Genomic DNA, 17,547 nt, shown 5'->3' on the forward strand with positions numbered 1-17,547 from the left:
CTGACTACGACGCCACAATGGGGATTTCTTTAATAAGCTGACGCCAATGTGCAGGCCCGGTGTTATGCACCGACACCCCTTGGGAGTCCACCGCTACAGTGACAGGCATGTCTTTGACCTCAAACTCATAGATGGCCTCCATGCCTAGGTCTTCAAAGCCCACCACTTTTGCTGTTTGTATAGCTTTGGACACTAAATAAGCGGCCCCACCCACAGCCATTAAAGAGGCTGACTTATGCTTTTTAATGGCTTCAATGGCTTTAGGACCACGTTCACCTTTGCCGATCATGGAAATTAAGCCAGTTTGGCCCAACATCATGTCTGTAAAACTATCCATACGCGTAGCGGTAGTAGGACCGGCTGGTCCTACGGCCTCGTCGCGCACCGGATCGACGGGGCCCACGTAGTAAATAACACGGTTTGTAAAATCGACAGGTAGCGGCTCACCTGCTTCTAATAAGGTCTGAATACGTTTATGTGCCGCATCACGACCTGTTAACACTTTACCGGATAGCAACAAGGTCTCGCCTGGTTTCCAGCTAGCCACCTCGTCGGCAGTAAGCGTATCTAAATTGACTGGTTTGGACTTATTGTAATCTGGCGCCCACTCTACCTCAGGCCATACATCCATTGAAGGAGGAGTCAATGTCGCAGGGCCTGAGCCATCTAAGACAAAGTCCACATGACGCGTTGCCGCACAGTTGGGAATCAACGCTACTGGCTTAGAAGCAGCATGGGTGGGGAAAGTATGAATTTTAACATCCAGTACTGTAGTTAACCCCCCAAGACCTTGAGCCCCTATACCTAACTCGTTTACACGGTTATAGATTTCTATGCGCATTTCTTCGAGCTTATTTTGTGGGCCACGCTCTAGCAGCTCAAACATGTCAATATCATCCATTAATGACTGTTTAGCCATTAACATGGCCTTTTCTGCGGTGCCGCCCACACCAATACCAAGCACCCCAGGCGGACACCAACCCGCCCCCATTTGAGGTAATTGCTCTACGACCCAATCCACAATGGATTCACTAGGATTGAGCATTGCAAATCGACTTTTGTTCTCAGAGCCACCGCCTTTAGCTGCAACACCCACCTCAATGGTGTTACCTGGTACTAGCTCTACATTCACAATACAGGGGGTGTTATCACGGGTGTTTTTGCGCGCAAAAATGGGATCATCTAAAACCGATGCACGCAAAGGATTGTCTGGGTTCGTATAACCTTGGCGCACCCCCTCGTCACAGATTTCCTGCAAAGAGCGCTCGCTGTCAAAGCGGACATTCATACCCACTTTTAAAAACACGTTAACCACTCCCGTATCCTGACACATAGGACGTTTGCCTAAGGCTGACATACGCGAGTTCGTCAAAATTTGGGCAATGGCGTCTTTAGCGGTTGGACTTTGCTCGCGCTCATAAGCGCGTGCTAGGTGTTGAATATAGTCCTCAGGGTGATAAAAACTAATGAACTGCACTGCATCCGCAAGGGATTGAATTAAATCGCTTTCTTTAATGAGTGTTGTCATGATGTGTTGTATTAATTAAACAAAGGGCTTTGCAAGACAAAGCCTAAACGAACGGGGTTATTTACCTTGCCAAATGGGTTTGCGCTTTTCCGCAAAAGCAGTGGCCCCCTCTTTGGCATCAGCCGAAACAAAAACGGCATCAATACGCGGCCGCTGCAAATCAAACATATGCTCTTGGGGCCAGTCTTTAGACTGAGAAATGACGTGTTTAGCGACTTGAACTGCCATCGGGCCGTTTTCTTTAATCCGAGCGGCTAAATCAAGGGCCCCTTGTAGGGCCTCGCCCTCGGGCACTACACGATTAATAAGCCCCCATGTCGCAGCCTGTTCCGCGCTGAACATGTCACCAGTCAAAACCAGCTCCATGGCTACTACGTAGGGCACGCGAGCAGGTAAGCGCAACATGCCCCCTGAGCCTGGCACAATACCACGCTTGGTTTCAGGCAAGCCAAATTTAGAGCTAGACCCCGCTACAATCATGTCACAGGCCATGGCAATTTCTAGGCCCCCGGCTAAAGCATAGCCCTCAATGGCTGCGATTAGCGGTTTACGTGGGGGTTGCTCGCAAATGCCTGCAAAACCGCGACGGCCTACATACGGACGCTGCCCGTCTTTAGCAAAGGCTTTTAAGTCCATGCCTGCGCAAAAGGTATTGCCTGCGCCGGTTAAAATTCCAACGGTAAGATCGGGATTAGAATCCAGCTCGTCTAATGCCGCCGCTAACTGCACTGCTGTTTCGTAATTCACCGCATTCCGTGCCTCAGGACGGTTTAACGTGATAATTAGCACTTGATCTTGGATGTCTACCTTTACCAGTTCTGCCATGGGGCTCCCTTTTTAATTCATTTCTGTTTGAAAACGATGACTTAATTTACTTTATCGGTCAGTTCAATCTAAATTGGTTATCATACGATCTTTTTACTGCTTATTCGGTTTTTGCCCGCCTTGTGTCCGCAACACAGATCTTTAATCATGGCAAAATAGCGTAAAGCTACATCTAAGACCGCACAAAAGGTAAAATTATTTATTTTGCGGACACAACGTTTATTTGGCCTACTTGCAATGCTTACCTTTCAACAACTCATACTGCAACTTTCTCACTACTGGGACCAACAAGGCTGTACCTTGCTGCAACCCTTTGATATGGAGGTCGGCGCGGGTACTTCTCATACCGCTACCTTTTTGCGCGCTATCGGGCCCGAACCGTGGTCTGCCGCCTACGTGCAACCCTCGCGCCGCCCTACTGACGGACGCTATGGCGACAACCCAAATCGTTTACAACACTACTATCAATACCAAGTCGTCTTAAAGCCTGCGCCAGAAAACATTGTTGATCTTTATATTGGCTCGTTAAAAGCCATCGGCATTGATCCTAAAGTCCACGATATTCGCTTTGTTGAAGACGACTGGGAAAACCCGACTTTAGGCGCGTGGGGCTTAGGTTGGGAAGTCTGGCTAAACGGCATGGAAGTCACGCAATTTACTTATTTCCAACAAGTCGGCGGCTTAGATTGTGTGCCTGCTACGGGCGAGATCACCTACGGGTTAGAGCGCTTAGCCATGTACTTGCAAGGCGTAGAAAGCGTCTATGACCTGGTATGGACTAACGACACCCAAGGCAAAGCCATTTACTACCGTGATGTGTTCCATCAAAACGAAGTCGAGCAATCTACCTACAACTTTGAGCATGCTAATACTGACATGCTATTTGCCCACTTTAATAATCACGAAGCCGAGGCCAAAAAACTGATTGAGCTGCCGTTAGCCCTTCCGGCTTATGAGCAAACCCTAAAAGCCGCCCACACCTTTAATATGCTTGATGCACGCGGCGCGATCAGCGTCACCGAACGCGCGGCTTATATTGGCCGTATCCGTCATTTAGCCCGTGGCGTCGCCCAAGCCTATTATACCTCCCGCGAAGAACTCGGTTTTCCGATGCTGCCTAAACAGCCCGCTCAGGAGAACCACTAATGTCTGAACACACTATGTCTACCCGCTCTCTACTTGTTGAACTGCAAACCGAAGAACTGCCCCCTAAAGCCCTAGAAAAAATGGGCGTGGCATTTGCCGATGGCATTGCAAAGGTATTGCGCGAGCGCCATCTTTTAGCTGACAACAGCCAAGTCACTGAATACGCTACCCCACGACGTCTGGCCGTTCATATTACTGATGTTGCTCAGCAGGCTGCGGATCAAGCTTTTAGCGAAAAACTGATGCCAACCAAAGTGGGGATTGATGCCCAGGGCAGCATGACCGTTCCACTGCAAAAACGTCTCGAAGGCAAGGGTTTGGGTCATCTTAGCGTGGCTGATTTAGAAATCAAGTCCGACGGCAAACAAGACTACTTATACGCTAACGGCATGGCTACGGGTGCCTATTTAACCGATGTCATTAACGAAGCTATCGACTACGCTGTTACCCACCTTCCTATTCCTAAGGTCATGCGTTATCAGCTTAATGACGGCATCACGAGTGTGCGTTTTGTGCGCCCTGCGCATGGGCTGATTGTATTGTGGGGCGACGTGGTTCTACCAGCGCAAACTTTAGGTCTAGAGTCTGGTCGTCAAACGCTAGGTCATCGCTTTATGGCAGACGCCCCCTTAACCATCCGTTCTGCTGACAGCTATGTCGAGCAGCTTGAACAAGACGGTTGGGTGGTGCCCTCATTTGCCAAACGACGCGAACAAATTCGTCAACAGCTTGAAGCCGCTTGCAGGCACTACCACGCAAGCCTAGGCAACGATCCCGAGGTGCCGGCATTACTCGAAGAGGTGACGGCCTTGGTCGAGCACCCCACGGTATACAAAGGTGAGTTTGACCCGATATTCCTCGAGGTTCCCAGCGAGTGCTTGATCCTAACCATGCGTTTGAACCAACGCTACTTTCCTCTTTTTAACCCTGATACCCAAGCCCTAACGCATCAGTTTTTAATTGTCAGCAATATGCAGGTCGAGGACCCGACTCATATTATCGAAGGAAATCAGCGCGTTATTCTGCCTCGTCTTGCCGATGCTCGCTTTTTCTTTGACACAGACCGTAAACAACGTTTAGCTGATCGCCTACCAAGCCTAGATAACAGTGTCTATCACAATAAACTGGGCTCACAACGCGTACGGGTCGAGCGCTTGCGCCGTCTTGCTACTTATCTGGCCGATCAACTCGGAGCAGACCGCAATGTAGCAGATCGAGCTGCTTTATTAGCCAAAGCCGACCTAAACACCTTAATGGTGGGCGAGTTCCCCGAGCTCCAAGGCATTATGGGCGCTTACTACGCAGAGGCTGACGGTGAAGACGCTGCTGTGGTCAATGCCCTAAAGCATCAATACGAGCATCGTATCCAACAGGCAGTGACGCCAGACAGTTTGATCGCAACCCTGCTGTTTTTGGCCGAGCGTGCAGAAACCTTGGTGGGGATTTGGGGTATTGGCTTGGCTCCTACCGGCGAACGCGATCCGTATGCCTTGCGTCGTGCTGCACTTGGCCTAATCAGTGCATTTGAACAGCTCAATCAAGGGGGTTACTTCGCTACTCACTCCTTGGATTTACGTCAGTTGCTAGAATACAGCGCGGCGGGCTTTGAGCCAGGTGTCTTAGCAGACAATACGGTTGACGAAGTCATGAGCTTTATTTACGAGCGTTATCGCAATCAATTGGTTCAACAGGCTGACCGCAAAGTGGTCGAGGCCGTTCTCGCTCTACGCCCTCCTTTACAACAGGTACAAGCACGTGTGCACGCCTGCATTGCCTTTGCACAACGTCCCGAGGCCGAGTCACTGGCTGCAGCTAATAAACGCGTTAGCAACCTTTTGCAACGCCATACAGAGCCTATCCCCCCATTAAACCCACAATTGCTGCACGAGCCCGCCGAGCAAGTTTTAGCCCAGCAGTTAAATCAGCTAGCCCCTGTGGCGCAACAGCAATTTAACGACGGAGACTTTACCGCCTCATTAGCCACCTTGGCAGCGGCTAAAGACCCTGTTGATCAATTCTTTAACGATGTAATGGTCATGGCCGAGGATCCTGCAGTACGTAATAACCGTCTTGCTTTGTTAAAGCAGCTACACCAAGCCATGAACCAAGTGGCTGATCTTTCCTTGCTTGCCTAGTGAAAACTGCTATTTTAGATCGCGATGGGGTCATTAACTATGACTCCAGTGCTTTTGTAAAATCACCCGAAGAGTGGATTGCCTTACCAGGCAGCCTCGAGGCCATTGCGCGCTTAAACCATGCTGGTTGGCGCGTGGTGATCGCCACTAACCAATCCGGTCTAGCGCGTGGTTTGTTTGACATGGATACCTTAAATGCCATGCATTTAAAACTACGCCGTGAACTGGCGGCAGTGGGAGGCCACGTGGATGCTATTTTTATCTGCCCCCACGGGCCCGACGATAACTGTTCTTGTCGCAAGCCGTTATCGGGTCTGTTTACTGAAATAGTACAGCGCTATGATCTTCACCCTCGTCACTGCATGACGGTGGGTGATTCACTGCGTGACTTACAAGCCGCGGCCCATATTGGCTGTCAAACCGCTTTGGTATTAACTGGCAACGGTTTAAAAACCCAACATCACTCCTTGCCTGCGGGCACAACGATCCATGCTGATCTAGCGGCTACGGTCAACTATTGGTTAAGCTCTGTCTAATGCTGTATCTACGCGCTCTTATTTATCAGCTGTTTATGATCATTACGGTCATCCCCTATGCGTTTGCCTGCTTACTGTGGTCGCCACTACCGCTACATTGGCGTTACAGGCTTACTTCAGGCTGGCCACGCTTAATGATCTGGGGGGCCAAATGGATTCTAGGTTTACGGTGGTGCATGATTGGCACCGAACACCTGCCGGATGGCGCTGCAGTTATCCTTTCTAAACATCAGTCGGCATGGGAAACCTTATTTTTTACTGCCCATATGCCACGCGATGTCTGCTTTGTGTACAAACGTGAGCTTAACCGCATTCCTTTCTTTGGCTGGGGGTTAGCCTTATTGCGTATGATTCCCATTAACCGAGCCAAAGGTCGAGATGCGTTTGAACAAGTGGTGCAACTTGGTCAGCTCCGCCTTAACGAAGGGCGGTGGCCGCTGCTTTTCCCCGAAGGCACGCGGGTGGCTCCCGGCAAAACCATACGTTATAAGCAAGGCGGTGCCGCTTTAGCTGTTCGCTGCCAAGCGCCTGTTATACCTATTGCTCACAATGCAGGTGAGTGTTGGCCACGCAATTCGTTTATTAAAAAACCGGGACTGATTACCGTATCTATCGGTCCGTTAATCCCTACCGAAGGCCGTACAGCCACTGAGGTGAACAAAGAAGTCGAAGCGTGGATCGAAACAGAAATGCGACGGCTCAACCCAGAGCGCTATGACACTACATCTACGTAAACCAGCCAAGCTTCCTCCTCAGACGCAGTGGCGTCAAACAGAGCTAAATACCCAGCTTATTGGTTATTTGTTGCGGCGCTCTGCTCGCAAAAGTGTTGGTTTACGTATCAGCGACGAAGGGCTGATTATCACGGCTCCGCACTGGGCCTCTGATAGCCAAATCCTCGAGGCATTACAGGCAAAAAAGGCATGGATTCTACGTAAGCTGTCCGAACGCCAAGAGCGCTTAAACCAACAGGCAATGAGCCAAACCGTCTGGCAAGACGGTGGGCGCTTACCTTACCTAGGGGTATTCATCCAATTACAGCTCAACCCGTTATTACGGCAAAGTGTGTTTAGTGGTGCTGCCGATGCCCCACAGCCAGGCGATAGGCTTTGTTTACACCTCGATCTCAATGCCGATAGCCAGCGTATTCAGGACCTCTGCCACGTCTGGCTACAACAACAAGCGCACACCTACCTAGAACAGCGGATTCAGCATTTTTTACGTCTTGGCTCGTATGCCGACCGTTTTCATCGTTTGCGCCTAGCGAGTCCCCAAAAACGATGGGGGTCTTGTTCAAGTGCTGGCGTCATTATGTTAAATTGGCGGCTTATTCACTTTGAGCCAGCGGTGATTGATTATGTGGTGGCTCACGAGGTGGCTCACCTCAAAGAAATGAATCATGGCCCGCTTTTCTGGCAAGAAGTCGAGCGTTTATTACCCAGTTTTTATACCGCCCGCCAGCAGCTAAAGCAGTTTGACCCTGCAAGTCTGCCTTTGTTTTAACTTCGATAAGGAAAATTATGCGCTTATTACACACCATGTTACGCGTAGGCAACTTACAACGCTCTTTAGACTTTTATACCAACGTCTTGGGCATGACGCTTTTACGTCAAAAGGACTACCCAGACGGAAAATTCACCTTGGCTTTTGTTGGTTATGGCGATGAAAGCGATACCACCGTCCTAGAGCTTACCCATAACTGGGATACCGAAAGCTATGATCTAGGCAATGGGTATGGGCATATTGCCATCGAAGTCGAAGATGCCTATAAAGCCTGTGATACCATCAAAGCCAAAGGTGGCAAAGTCATACGCGAAGCCGGCCCCATGATGCATGGCACTACCGTTATTGCTTTTGTTGAAGACCCCGACGGCTATAAAATCGAACTCATCCAAGCCAAAGGTCGTAATGACTAATTTCTAACTGGCTTTCAGTTCAGAGGCGGGCTTAGGCCCGCTTTTTAGTGAACTCCTCTTACAGCATCGCCCTTATGTTGAATACCCTTTGGTTACTTTTCTTCTTGTTTGCTGCATTAAGCGGTACTTACCATTGGCTTTTTTTAGACCAACCTGAAATTTTCGGGGCCATGGTGCAAAGCCTCTTTACTATGGCTGAGCTATCCGTACAGATTATGATTGTGCTGTTTGGCACCTTAACGCTGTGGATGGGGTTTCTGCGCATTGCTGAACAAGCCGGTATTATCGATAGACTAGGACATTGGCTTACCCCATTGTTTAAACGTCTGATGCCAGATGTGCCTGCCGGGCATCCTGCTCTGGGCCTTATTACGCTGAACTTTGCAGCAAATGGCTTGGGGCTAGATAACGCCGCCACCCCCATAGGGTTACGTGCAATGCACGCCCTTCAGGAACTGAACCCAGACCCTAAAACCGCCACGAACGCACAGATTCTTTTCTTGGTGCTGAACACGTCATCACTTACGTTGATTCCCGTCAGTATTTTTATGTACCGCCTGCAACAAGGGGCGACCGACCCGACGATGGTGTTCTTACCTATTTTATTAGCCACAAGTGCGTCATCCTTAGTGGGATTAATCACGGTTTGCCTGGTGCAACGAATACGACTTTGGGATCCAGTATTACTGCTTTGGCTCGGTACCTTTATGGCGCTTTTTGCTTTTTTTATCGCCAGCCTCGCTACTCTAAGCAGTGCAGCCTTAAACCATGTGTCGTCATTACTTGGCAGTCTCAGCCTTTTATTGATTATTTTTTGCTTTTTATTTATAGGATGGCGTAGAAAAATCCCCGTCTACGACAGTTTTGTTGAAGGTGCCAAAGGCGGCTTCCAAGTGGGTAAAGAGCTACTTCCTTATTTAGTGGCCATGTTGTGTGCCATTGGCTTATTACGAAGCTCAGGCGCCTTAGACATTGTGCTTAGTGGCATACGCTGGGGTGTTGATGCTTTAGGGTGGGATAACCGCTTTGTCGATGCATTGCCTACCGCCCTGATGCGTCCTTTTTCAGGAGGGGCTTCTCGTGCGCTGCTGATTGAAACCATGCAGCATTTTGGGGTAGATAGTTTTGCAGGGCTACTGGCTGCGACCTTTCAAGGCAGCACAGAGACCACGTTTTATGTGTTAGCCGTGTATTTTGGTGCGGTGGGCATTCAACGAGCTCGTCACGCGGTACCCTGCGCCCTGCTGGCAGATGGCGCTGGAATGCTGGCTGCTATTGCAGTCAGCTATTGGTTTTATGGTTAAGTCTACAGAGCCAATACAGGCGTTAAGGCATCACTAAGGGCAATGTATTGTTGTAGACTTACGTGCTCAGCCCTATCCGTTGGGTCAATACCCACCTGCTCCCAGTCAATATGCTGCGCCCATTGTGCTAGGGTACGGCGCAGCATTTTGCGGCGTTGACTAAACGCTTGAGCCACCACTTTTTCAAACACAGCCGCATTTTTAGCCTGTGGACGGTCGGCTTTTAACGGACGCATCCGTACCACTGCCGAGGTCACTTTAGGTGCTGGGTCGAATGCCTCTGGGGCCACATCAAACAGCTTTTGCATCCGATAGCGGGCTTGAAGCATGATCGAGAGCCGCCCATACAGAGAGTCGCCAGGTTTAGCTACCATGCGCTCTATGACTTCTTTTTGCAGCATAAAGTGCTGATCGATGACCTGATCCGCAAACTGCATTAAATGAAATAATAATGGGCTAGAAATGTTATAGGGCAGGTTGCCAACAATACGTAGCCCTGGCCCAAACTGAGAAAAGTCCACCGTCAGCACATCAGCAGAAAGAATGCTTAATTGCTCTGCACTATAACGTTTTTGTAAATACTGCACCAGATCTCTATCGATTTCAATGACCTGCAGATGCTGCACGGCTTGGATCAACGGCAAGGTCAAGGCGGACATACCAGGGCCGATCTCGATGAGTTTATCTTGCGGCTGTGGGTCTATGGCGCGCACGATTTGGTGGATGACCCCCTCATCGTGTAAGAAGTTTTGGCCAAAACGCTTTCGTGCCTGATGTTGCTGCATGGGATTCCTATCTACGGCGGCCTGAACTGGCCTGAGGGTCTATACGATTATCAATAAAGGCTTGGCTGCGCACCTGACTAAACCAATCGTCAAAAGCCGGCTCAACACGTTGCTGGAGCAGCATTTGACGTGCTTGCATACGACGGTATTCATCGCCTACGTTGCGCTCACGGTGCTCGTCAACCCGAATTAAATGCCAACCAAACTGACTACGTACTGGCCCGCTAATTTGTCCGGGAGCCAGCGCATCCATGGCTTCCTCAAAAGCCGGGACCGTTTCACCAGGATTTAACCAGCCTAGATCGCCGCCTTGGGGAGCCGAGGCATCGTCAGAATAGGCACGCGCTAAGTCTTCGAAAGACTCGCCAGCGCGTATGCGTGCTGCAAGCTGCTCAATGCGCATTCTGGCCTGGTCATCGGAAGTGATTTTATCGAGTTTAATTAATATATGATGTGCTCGGGTTTGGGTGACAATCATTTCATTTTCTGACTCGCCTAAACCTTGGCTTTGACCACGCTGCAAGACTTTTAAAATATGGTAGCCTGCACCACTTTGTACCAGCTCGGCCACTTGGCCTGCGCTGGTATTTTGCACAGCTGATACAAATACATCGGGCCAGCCCTCTAGAGGACGTGCGCCCAGTATCCCCCCCTGGAGGGCTTCTTGGCCATCTGAGTTGGCGGCGGCTAAGCCAGAGAAGTCCGCGCCACTACGTGCTTGACGCAATAAGTCTTCGGCTTTTTGACGTAATTGGGCTTGAGTTTGGCGGTCTGCACCTGCGGGAACGCGAATTAAAATTTGAGCTAACTCAATGACCTGCTGTGCTGCAGGGGCGCTACCTGTACTGCGCGGGTCTACGCCTTGGCTTTTAAGTAATGCATCGACCTCGGACTCAGACACATTAATGCGTGGGTCAATAACACGTTGACGAATCTGGTCCACGAGGACCTCTTGACGTAATCCATCGAGGTAACCCTCCCAAGTCATACCGCCTTTTTCTACTTCGTGGCGCAACTGTTGTGTGGTGAGGTTATTGCGCGAGGCAACCATTTCAGCGGCTTCGTTTACATCAATAGCCGCTGGATCCACACCCATGCGTTGGGCCTCTTGAGTTAAGATGTGCTCATCAATTAAACGCTGTAATACCTGTTTTTGTAAGGTTTCGGTGTTGGGCAACGGAATTTGCTGCGCTTTAAGGTTTTTCACTACATCTGCTATTTCACTATCTAGCTGACGCAAGGTAATGACTTCGGTGTTGACCACCGCTGCGATGCCATCGACCGCTTTATTAGTTTCAAAGTCAGACTCGACCGCATAGACCGTATTGACACACCAAGCCCCGCTTACTGCCAGTGCTAACACCATTGAGCGTGTTAATTTCTGTACATCCATTTATTCGTACCTCTCAAAAATCGTTTTCTCTGGTAGGGAGGGGTTCACCGACTCATAACCTACAATGCGTTCTCTGAGTAAGCTCATTGGGTCGGTACCTAATGAACCTAATCCTGACAACTCTAACTGTAAAAATACAGCACTGTTGCTTTTCTGGGCAGAGACGGCATAACGCTGCACCACAAAGCGCCCAGTCCAACAACAGTCACCTTTGTATTCAAAGCCTAAAATCGTTTGGGTACTGCGTTTTTCCTGCAGTGAATAATCGACTCGGCCTAATGCGTATACACGCTGTGTTAAGGGCCACTGTGTAGTCAGAGACAGTTGTTCCTTTGTTTTATTGTCGTTGCCAGTGGTAAACCTATAGTCGGGGTTATCAAATGCACGGGGATCGCGTTCGTAGCGATACGCAGCCGATAAAGTCGCTAAACGTTTAGGATGCCAGTTTACACTGGTATTTATGCGATTGCGACTAAAGCGATCAGCATTCATTTGTGCATCCACACGCACATTAAAGGTATCGGTCAAGGCGGCATACGCGCCAAAGAGGTAATCCGAGCGTGCTTGTTTGGGTGAGTGCTCGTTTGGAGCAAAGGTATGCAAAAAGACGCGCTGATCATCAAAGTGAAAACGTTGGGCGATCTCTAGACGTACGCGCTCGAAGCCGGTATCAGCATCTAACCAACGTGTGGTTAAACCCGCTGTTAATTGGTTTGCATTCGCAATACGATCCCAGCCCCCACTATAAATATTTTCACTAAACGCTTGGGAAAAATTAAAGGTGGCAATGCCTGTGTCTAAATTAGGAATCGCATTTTGATCGCGATAAGGCACATACAAATAGTACAAACGTGGCTCTAGCGTTTGAATTGAGTCAATATCAAATAAACGAGTATTACGTTCGAACGTCATGCCCGTGTCAAGAGAATACACGGGTACGGTACGCATGACATTGCGTTTTAAATTGCGTTGTGCCGCATCGCTGACTGTGTCCCATGCTGTATTGTAGTGGCTTAAATGTAAGCCTACTTTAGGGGTGACATACCAGCCAGGTCGCATAAACGGATAGGATACGGTGGTATAAGACGCAACACGGGTACTGTTAGGCGCTAAGCGTTCGGTTCGATAACGGTCGAAGGTGGATAAGCTACCACTGTAGTAAGGCATCACAAAATGCGTTGCCGAATTTTTTGACACCACATCAAACCCGCCCCAATTATAGCGGGCACCCTGTAGCTCTAGTTGGGGTAATCGATTGTACTCAGGACGACTATAACCCGCTGCTTGATCTTGAAGGGTTTGGTATTGAGACGCGGATAAGGCAGCAGTAAAGTATTTGGCCCCGGCCCAAGAAAAACGCGCATGGCTGCGTAGCTCGGTTACTGATGCTTCATTCACCCCAAACGTGGAAAAGTTTCTAAAGTAGTCGTCGTCTGAAACTCGGCTGTATTGGTAATCAAACCCAAAGCCATTCCCTAAATCGTGGTTATGGGCAGCATTAAAAGCCCAACGGTCTGTTTTGGTTTCTTTGTCGTTATTTAAATAAGCGCCTGTAATCGTACCCACGGAGCGAGGAGTTAAATAACGGAACTCGCCCTGGAGCTGAACGCCGCGCTTGCTGAGGTAGCGTGGTGTTAACGTAGCATCGTAATTGGGCGCTAAATTAAAGTAATACGGTATAGAAAGCTCGAGACCACTATTTGACGAATACCCATACGAAGGAACTAACAAACCGCTTTTACGTTCTTCGCGTAGGGGGAAAGTTAGGTAGGGTGAATACAAAATAGGCACATTTTTAAAATACAGCACCCCATGTTTTGCTATGCCTGTATTGGTGTCATTGTGCAAATCGACTTGGGGCGAACGAATAAACCACGCTGGCGCCGGACATGGGCAGCCACTGTATTCAACAGTGGTCATACGTAAGTGATTTTTTGAAAGCAGCTGAGCTTCATCCGCCTGACCTGCCCCGCCTGAACCACCAAAATAAAACTGAGGGGACGCTATAGTGCCGGTTTCGTTTTGAACGTTGTAGTCAATGGCCTCGCTACGGATAATAGTGCCTGCCCGTAATAAGCTGCCTTGGCCTCGAATAGCTAGCTCGCCTGATTCTTGGTTAAATCGGATAGTGTTGCCTTTGGCAATGGAGTCGACACGTCGTACCTGCGCCGCCCCCGTTAACACCACTGAGCCGTCGGCTGTGCTCTCGATACGATCCGCGTTAAAATACGCCGACATATTATCTTCGCTGACTTCGTGCAGGCGTAAGTGCGTAGCCGCTTTAAACTGCGGCACACGAGGCTCCGAAGAAAAAGCAGGTTGTAACGTACTATCTAGACCTAAACCCGTTAAAATAGTTAGGGCAAACCAAATCGTTCGCACAAGCTGTGTGTCCTTTGAAAATTCTCAACTAAGTCATTCTTGCCATATCGACTTAGAAATACAGTTGCCTATTATAGATAAGCCAGACGCTTCGCGGCACTTTAACAGGTAAAATTTATTTGCTTCGAGTCACTTTTTATGCAAAACATTGCTCATCCTCGTTTTCAACAGCTGGTTCACTGGCTGGGCACCTTGTCGCCGTCTTTGGGTTTAGATGTAGACCAACTGCAACCGGCATCTAGTGATGCCAGTTTTAGACGCTATTACAGACTGCCCGGAGCTGACCAAAACTATATTGTGATGGATGCACCCCCAGCCCAAGAAAACAATGCGGCTTTTGTCGATGTACAGCGCCGCCTAGCTCAAGTCGGCGCCAAAACACCCACTATCTTAGCTTATGAAGCCGACCAAGGGTTTATGCTTTTAAGCGATTTAGGCACTCAAAACTACTATCAAGCCCTACAAGACGGTTTGGACCCCGCTGCGCTACAAGCCTTATACCGTTTAGCCATCGAAGAGTTAGTGCGAGTTCAACAGGCAGATACCACCGGGTTAACGGTTTACGATGCTTCTCGCATGCTAGAGGAGCTGCAGCTATTTGACCAGTGGTATATACAGCAGTATTGTCACACAGAGCTTACCGATGCAGAACGAAAAAGTCTCGATCAGCTTTTTCACACCCTAGTCACAGACAACGTGAACCATGGCGCTGTACTCGTTTTGCGCGATTTTCATTCCCCTAATTTAATGATGCCTACCGATGCCAGCCTGCAGCCTGGCCTTATTGACTTTCAGGATGCTGTCATTGGCCCTATTACCTATGACATAGCTTCTCTGGTTATGGATGCGCGTTATACGTGGGATGAGGAGCAACAGTTGGACTGGGCCGTTCGCTATTGGCAAGCTGCCCACCACGCTGGACTGCCCATTGCTACCGATTTTGCCGAGTTTCACAAGGCCTATGAATGGATGAGCGTACAACGTAACCTGCGCATTCTGGGGGTATTTAGTCGACTATCGATTCGTGATGGTAAACACCATTATCTTGATCATATCCCTCGTGTAAATCAGTATTTGCGTCAGGTGTTTGGTCGCTACGAGGAATTCAACCCACTGCGTCGTCTGTTTGATCGACTTGAAAACAAACAAACTGTTTTAGGATTAACGATTTAATGTCTTTACGCGCCATGCTTTTAGCTGCCGGCCGCGGAGAGCGCATGCGGCCCTTAACCGATAGCACGCCCAAACCTTTGCTTAAAGTCCAAGGTAAAGCCTTAATTCAATGGCATATCGAGCGCTTAGTGGCTGCTCAAATTACCGAGATTGTGGTGAACCATGCTTGGCTAGGCACACAAATCGAAGACTATTTAGGTGACGGGTCAAACTGGGGCGCGCAGATTCGTTACTCCGCAGAGTCTTCAGCCCTAGAAACCGCCGGTGGTATTAAGCAAGCACTTCCTCTTCTGGGCTCAAACCCCTTTTTAGTCATCAGCGCAGATGTCTGGAGCGACTGGAACCCGCAATTAGCTTTTTACTTAGCTCAAAGTCTCGCTGCTCAATCCGCCACGGCCCATCTGGTGTTAGTTCCTAACCCACCACACCACCCTCAGGGTGACTTTAGCCTGACGGCAGGCCGTGTGCAGCACCACACATCTAACCAATCTTATACTTACAGTGGCATAGGTGTGTTTGACCCAAAATTTTTTAATACGGTACCCACCCATACCTCTATGCCTTTACGTGAGCCCTTGCATCACGCGATGGCTCAAGGCCACGTTTTAGGCAGTGTCTATACAGGTACCTGGATGGACATAGGCACCCCCGAACGATTGAAACAAATAGAACAAAACTTGGCGGCAAAAGCGTAACAGGCTATCATTTCTGACAGCTTTTGCGCTTTTTTGCCATTCACCTATTTTATCTACAGGAACGATTTGCCTCATGCTAGGTTCCAAACGCCCTATATTTAAACCTACCGCTTATGGCTATACCCGTCGTAAACGTCGTATTCCTCGTTGGCTTGTGCTTATGATCACGGGCATGGTCTTGGGTGCGGGTGGCCTTTTATTTATTCAAAAGAGCTACGGCCCCCCTATGTTAACCGTAGAGCAATCACAGCAATTGCACGATGAGCTCAATACCGCCAAGGCAGAAAATCAACGTTTACAGTCGCGTATTAATCTGGCCGAGCGTGAGCGCGATACCAGTCTGGCTCAGGTGTCCGAGGCCACAGAAAAATTAACTCATCATGACGCCATCGTTTCAGGCCTTGAAAAAGACCTGGCTCTTTTTGCCGCCGCTATGCCCGCTGATCCGCGCGGTACGTCGCCAGGCATTCGTGCCGCCGACTTTACCAACAAAGACAACAACTTGGACTATTCCATTTTGCTTATGCAAGATAGTGATAAGGCCGATAAACCCTTTAAAGGGACATTAAGCCTAAATGTTCAAGGGCGTTATCCTAATGGCCGTACTGGCTATTTCGATTCTGAGCCCGTTCCCGTAGAACTAGGTCGTTATACGCATGTTCAAGGTGCAGTAGAGCTTCCTTCAGGCATGACGGCTCGTCAAGTGACGATTCAGGTTTATCCCGAAGGCAACACCCAACGCACCGCTGCAATGCGTATTATTAACGTGCGTTGATTGACCGCTGCCTTGACATCACCCCCGTTCTAAAGGGCAAGGTTTTCCATACTATCTATAAAAAAGACCCCAACAGGTTGGATCCATGTCCAACTTCTTGGGGTCAGTTTATAAACAGACTTTTTATCGCCTTTTCTACTTAGAACGCTGGCACAATTGCACCTTGGTATTTGTCTTCAATTTGCTGACGTACCGCATCTGAGTGTAGGGCTTCTACTAGCTTTTTCACGTCTTCTTGCTCTGCTTTTTCCGCTGTAGTGACCACTATATTGGCATAAGGCGAATCGGCCCCTTCGATAAACAAGGCGTCTTTAAGGGGGTTTAAGCCCGCTTCCAACGCGTAGTTTGTATTGATTAAGGCCAAATCTACGTCAGCTAGCACACGGGGTAATGTCGCGGCTTCGAGTTCTTTGAACTTGAGTTTTTTAGGGTTTTTAGCCACATCACGGGACGTAGCAAGAATGTTGCTTGGGTCTTTGAGCTCAATTAGGCCTTCTTGTTGCAATAACAACAAAGCACGTGCGCCATTAGAGGGGTCATTAGGCAAAGCCACTAAGGCACCGTCTTTTAGCTCGGCTAAGTCTTTAATCTTGTTAGAGTATGCACCAAATGGCTCTACATGGACTAAAGCAACGGAAACTAGCTCGGTTTTATGCTCTTTGTTAAATGTATCTAAGTAAGGCTTGTGCTGAAAAAAGTTCACGTCAATTTGGTTATCGGCCACTTGCACGTTAGGCTGCACATAATCGGTAAACACCTTAATGTCTAAGTCTACGCCCTGCTCAGCTAAGGTAGGTTTTACAAACTCTAATAACTCTGCATGCGGCACAGGCGTTGCTGCAATGGATAGCTTGCCCGCATGAGCGGAACCCATGGCCAACGCGGCAACAGACAAAGTCAAAAGAGGTAGTAGTTTTTTCATAACATTGCTCCTGCATAACAAAATAAAGAAGG

The 17,547-nt window shown here is 49.0% G+C and carries 16 protein-coding genes; 10 read left to right on the plus strand and 6 right to left on the minus strand.

What is annotated here, in order from left to right; all coding sequences use genetic code 11:
- Positions 1-4 precede the first annotated feature (4 nt).
- Positions 5-1,528: a fumarate hydratase gene (locus tag GGR41_RS04605; protein WP_167660872.1), complete on the minus strand. Its 1,524-nt coding sequence runs from the start codon at positions 1,526-1,528 to the stop codon at positions 5-7.
- A gap of 57 nt (positions 1,529-1,585) precedes the next feature.
- Positions 1,586-2,353 (minus strand): crotonase/enoyl-CoA hydratase family protein, encoded by a 768-nt coding sequence (locus GGR41_RS04610; protein ID WP_167660873.1) that lies wholly within the window; start codon positions 2,351-2,353, stop codon positions 1,586-1,588.
- Positions 2,354-2,590: 237 nt separating this feature from the next.
- Here GGR41_RS04610 and glyQ point away from each other — a divergent pair, with 237 nt between their 5' ends.
- The 7 genes from glyQ (at position 2,591) to GGR41_RS04645 (ending at position 9,390) form a co-directional block, all read left to right on the plus strand.
- A complete protein-coding gene (gene glyQ / locus GGR41_RS04615; RefSeq protein WP_077734684.1) occupies positions 2,591-3,499 on the plus strand; it encodes a glycine--tRNA ligase subunit alpha in 909 nt (302 codons plus the stop codon).
- Positions 3,499-5,634, plus strand: a complete 2,136-nt coding sequence (gene glyS, locus GGR41_RS04620) for a glycine--tRNA ligase subunit beta (protein WP_167660874.1) — start codon at positions 3,499-3,501, stop codon at positions 5,632-5,634. Before glyQ ends, glyS begins: the two co-directional genes overlap by 1 nt.
- Entirely contained in the window at positions 5,634-6,170 is a 537-nt protein-coding gene (gene gmhB, locus GGR41_RS04625; RefSeq protein ID WP_167660875.1) for a D-glycero-beta-D-manno-heptose 1,7-bisphosphate 7-phosphatase, read from the plus strand. Before glyS ends, gmhB begins: the two co-directional genes overlap by 1 nt.
- On the plus strand, positions 6,170-6,904 hold the full coding sequence (locus GGR41_RS04630) for a lysophospholipid acyltransferase family protein (RefSeq protein ID WP_167660876.1): 735 nt from the start codon (positions 6,170-6,172) through the stop codon (positions 6,902-6,904). The genes gmhB and GGR41_RS04630 overlap by 1 nt, the downstream gene beginning before the upstream one ends.
- Positions 6,885-7,673, plus strand: a complete 789-nt coding sequence (locus GGR41_RS04635) for a M48 family metallopeptidase (RefSeq protein WP_167660877.1) — start codon at positions 6,885-6,887, stop codon at positions 7,671-7,673. The genes GGR41_RS04630 and GGR41_RS04635 overlap by 20 nt, the downstream gene beginning before the upstream one ends.
- A gap of 17 nt (positions 7,674-7,690) precedes the next feature.
- Positions 7,691-8,086 (plus strand): lactoylglutathione lyase, encoded by a 396-nt coding sequence (gene gloA, locus GGR41_RS04640; RefSeq protein ID WP_077734681.1) that lies wholly within the window; start codon positions 7,691-7,693, stop codon positions 8,084-8,086.
- 74 nt (positions 8,087-8,160) lie between these two features.
- Positions 8,161-9,390 (plus strand): nucleoside recognition domain-containing protein, encoded by a 1,230-nt coding sequence (locus tag GGR41_RS04645; RefSeq protein WP_167660878.1) that lies wholly within the window; start codon positions 8,161-8,163, stop codon positions 9,388-9,390.
- A 2-nt stretch (positions 9,391-9,392) separates the two neighbouring features.
- Here the strand turns inward: GGR41_RS04645 and rsmA are convergent, their stop codons facing one another.
- From rsmA to GGR41_RS04660, 3 genes are read right to left on the minus strand one after another with little or no spacing between them, the layout of a single operon-like run.
- Complete coding sequence (rsmA, locus tag GGR41_RS04650; RefSeq protein ID WP_167660879.1) at positions 9,393-10,175, minus strand: 16S rRNA (adenine(1518)-N(6)/adenine(1519)-N(6))-dimethyltransferase RsmA; 783 nt, start codon at positions 10,173-10,175, stop codon at positions 9,393-9,395.
- A 7-nt stretch (positions 10,176-10,182) separates the two neighbouring features.
- A complete protein-coding gene (locus GGR41_RS04655) occupies positions 10,183-11,568 on the minus strand; it encodes a peptidylprolyl isomerase (RefSeq protein WP_229711061.1) in 1,386 nt (461 codons plus the stop codon).
- The gene (locus GGR41_RS04660) at positions 11,569-13,950 is read right to left on the minus strand and encodes an LPS-assembly protein LptD (protein WP_229711060.1); all 2,382 of its coding nucleotides are present in this window, start codon (positions 13,948-13,950) and stop codon (positions 11,569-11,571) included.
- A gap of 138 nt (positions 13,951-14,088) precedes the next feature.
- Here GGR41_RS04660 and GGR41_RS04665 point away from each other — a divergent pair, with 138 nt between their 5' ends.
- From GGR41_RS04665 to GGR41_RS04675, 3 genes are all read left to right on the plus strand, one after another.
- Positions 14,089-15,123: an aminoglycoside phosphotransferase family protein gene (locus tag GGR41_RS04665; protein ID WP_167660880.1), complete on the plus strand. Its 1,035-nt coding sequence runs from the start codon at positions 14,089-14,091 to the stop codon at positions 15,121-15,123.
- Positions 15,123-15,818: an N-acetylmuramate alpha-1-phosphate uridylyltransferase MurU gene (gene murU, locus GGR41_RS04670; protein ID WP_167660881.1), complete on the plus strand. Its 696-nt coding sequence runs from the start codon at positions 15,123-15,125 to the stop codon at positions 15,816-15,818. The genes GGR41_RS04665 and murU overlap by 1 nt, the downstream gene beginning before the upstream one ends.
- Before the next feature lie 73 nt (positions 15,819-15,891).
- Positions 15,892-16,593: a bZIP transcription factor gene (locus tag GGR41_RS04675; RefSeq protein WP_077734677.1), complete on the plus strand. Its 702-nt coding sequence runs from the start codon at positions 15,892-15,894 to the stop codon at positions 16,591-16,593.
- 139 nt (positions 16,594-16,732) lie between these two features.
- Here GGR41_RS04675 and GGR41_RS04680 read toward each other — a convergent pair whose 3' ends face one another.
- On the minus strand, positions 16,733-17,515 hold the full coding sequence (locus GGR41_RS04680; RefSeq protein WP_077734676.1) for a MetQ/NlpA family ABC transporter substrate-binding protein: 783 nt from the start codon (positions 17,513-17,515) through the stop codon (positions 16,733-16,735).
- Positions 17,516-17,547 lie beyond the last annotated feature (32 nt).

Source organism: Paenalcaligenes hominis (assembly GCF_011927625.1).
GTDB lineage: Bacteria > Pseudomonadota > Gammaproteobacteria > Burkholderiales > Burkholderiaceae_B > Paenalcaligenes > Paenalcaligenes hominis.

Coding starts and splice junctions, on each gene's coding strand:
- GGR41_RS04630 (WP_167660876.1), top strand. CDS start 6,170: ATGCTGTATCTACGCGCTCTTATTTATCAGCTGTTTATGATCATTACG.
- GGR41_RS04655 (WP_229711061.1), bottom strand. CDS start 11,568: ATGGATGTACAGAAATTAACACGCTCAATGGTGTTAGCACTGGCAGTA.
- GGR41_RS04665 (WP_167660880.1), top strand. CDS start 14,089: ATGCAAAACATTGCTCATCCTCGTTTTCAACAGCTGGTTCACTGGCTG.
- glyS (WP_167660874.1), top strand. CDS start 3,499: ATGTCTGAACACACTATGTCTACCCGCTCTCTACTTGTTGAACTGCAA.
- GGR41_RS04645 (WP_167660878.1), top strand. CDS start 8,161: ATGTTGAATACCCTTTGGTTACTTTTCTTCTTGTTTGCTGCATTAAGC.
- gloA (WP_077734681.1), top strand. CDS start 7,691: ATGCGCTTATTACACACCATGTTACGCGTAGGCAACTTACAACGCTCT.
- GGR41_RS04635 (WP_167660877.1), top strand. CDS start 6,885: ATGACACTACATCTACGTAAACCAGCCAAGCTTCCTCCTCAGACGCAG.
- glyQ (WP_077734684.1), top strand. CDS start 2,591: ATGCTTACCTTTCAACAACTCATACTGCAACTTTCTCACTACTGGGAC.
- GGR41_RS04610 (WP_167660873.1), bottom strand. CDS start 2,353: ATGGCAGAACTGGTAAAGGTAGACATCCAAGATCAAGTGCTAATTATC.
- GGR41_RS04605 (WP_167660872.1), bottom strand. CDS start 1,528: ATGACAACACTCATTAAAGAAAGCGATTTAATTCAATCCCTTGCGGAT.
- GGR41_RS04675 (WP_077734677.1), top strand. CDS start 15,892: ATGCTAGGTTCCAAACGCCCTATATTTAAACCTACCGCTTATGGCTAT.
- murU (WP_167660881.1), top strand. CDS start 15,123: ATGTCTTTACGCGCCATGCTTTTAGCTGCCGGCCGCGGAGAGCGCATG.
- rsmA (WP_167660879.1), bottom strand. CDS start 10,175: ATGCAGCAACATCAGGCACGAAAGCGTTTTGGCCAAAACTTCTTACAC.
- GGR41_RS04680 (WP_077734676.1), bottom strand. CDS start 17,515: ATGAAAAAACTACTACCTCTTTTGACTTTGTCTGTTGCCGCGTTGGCC.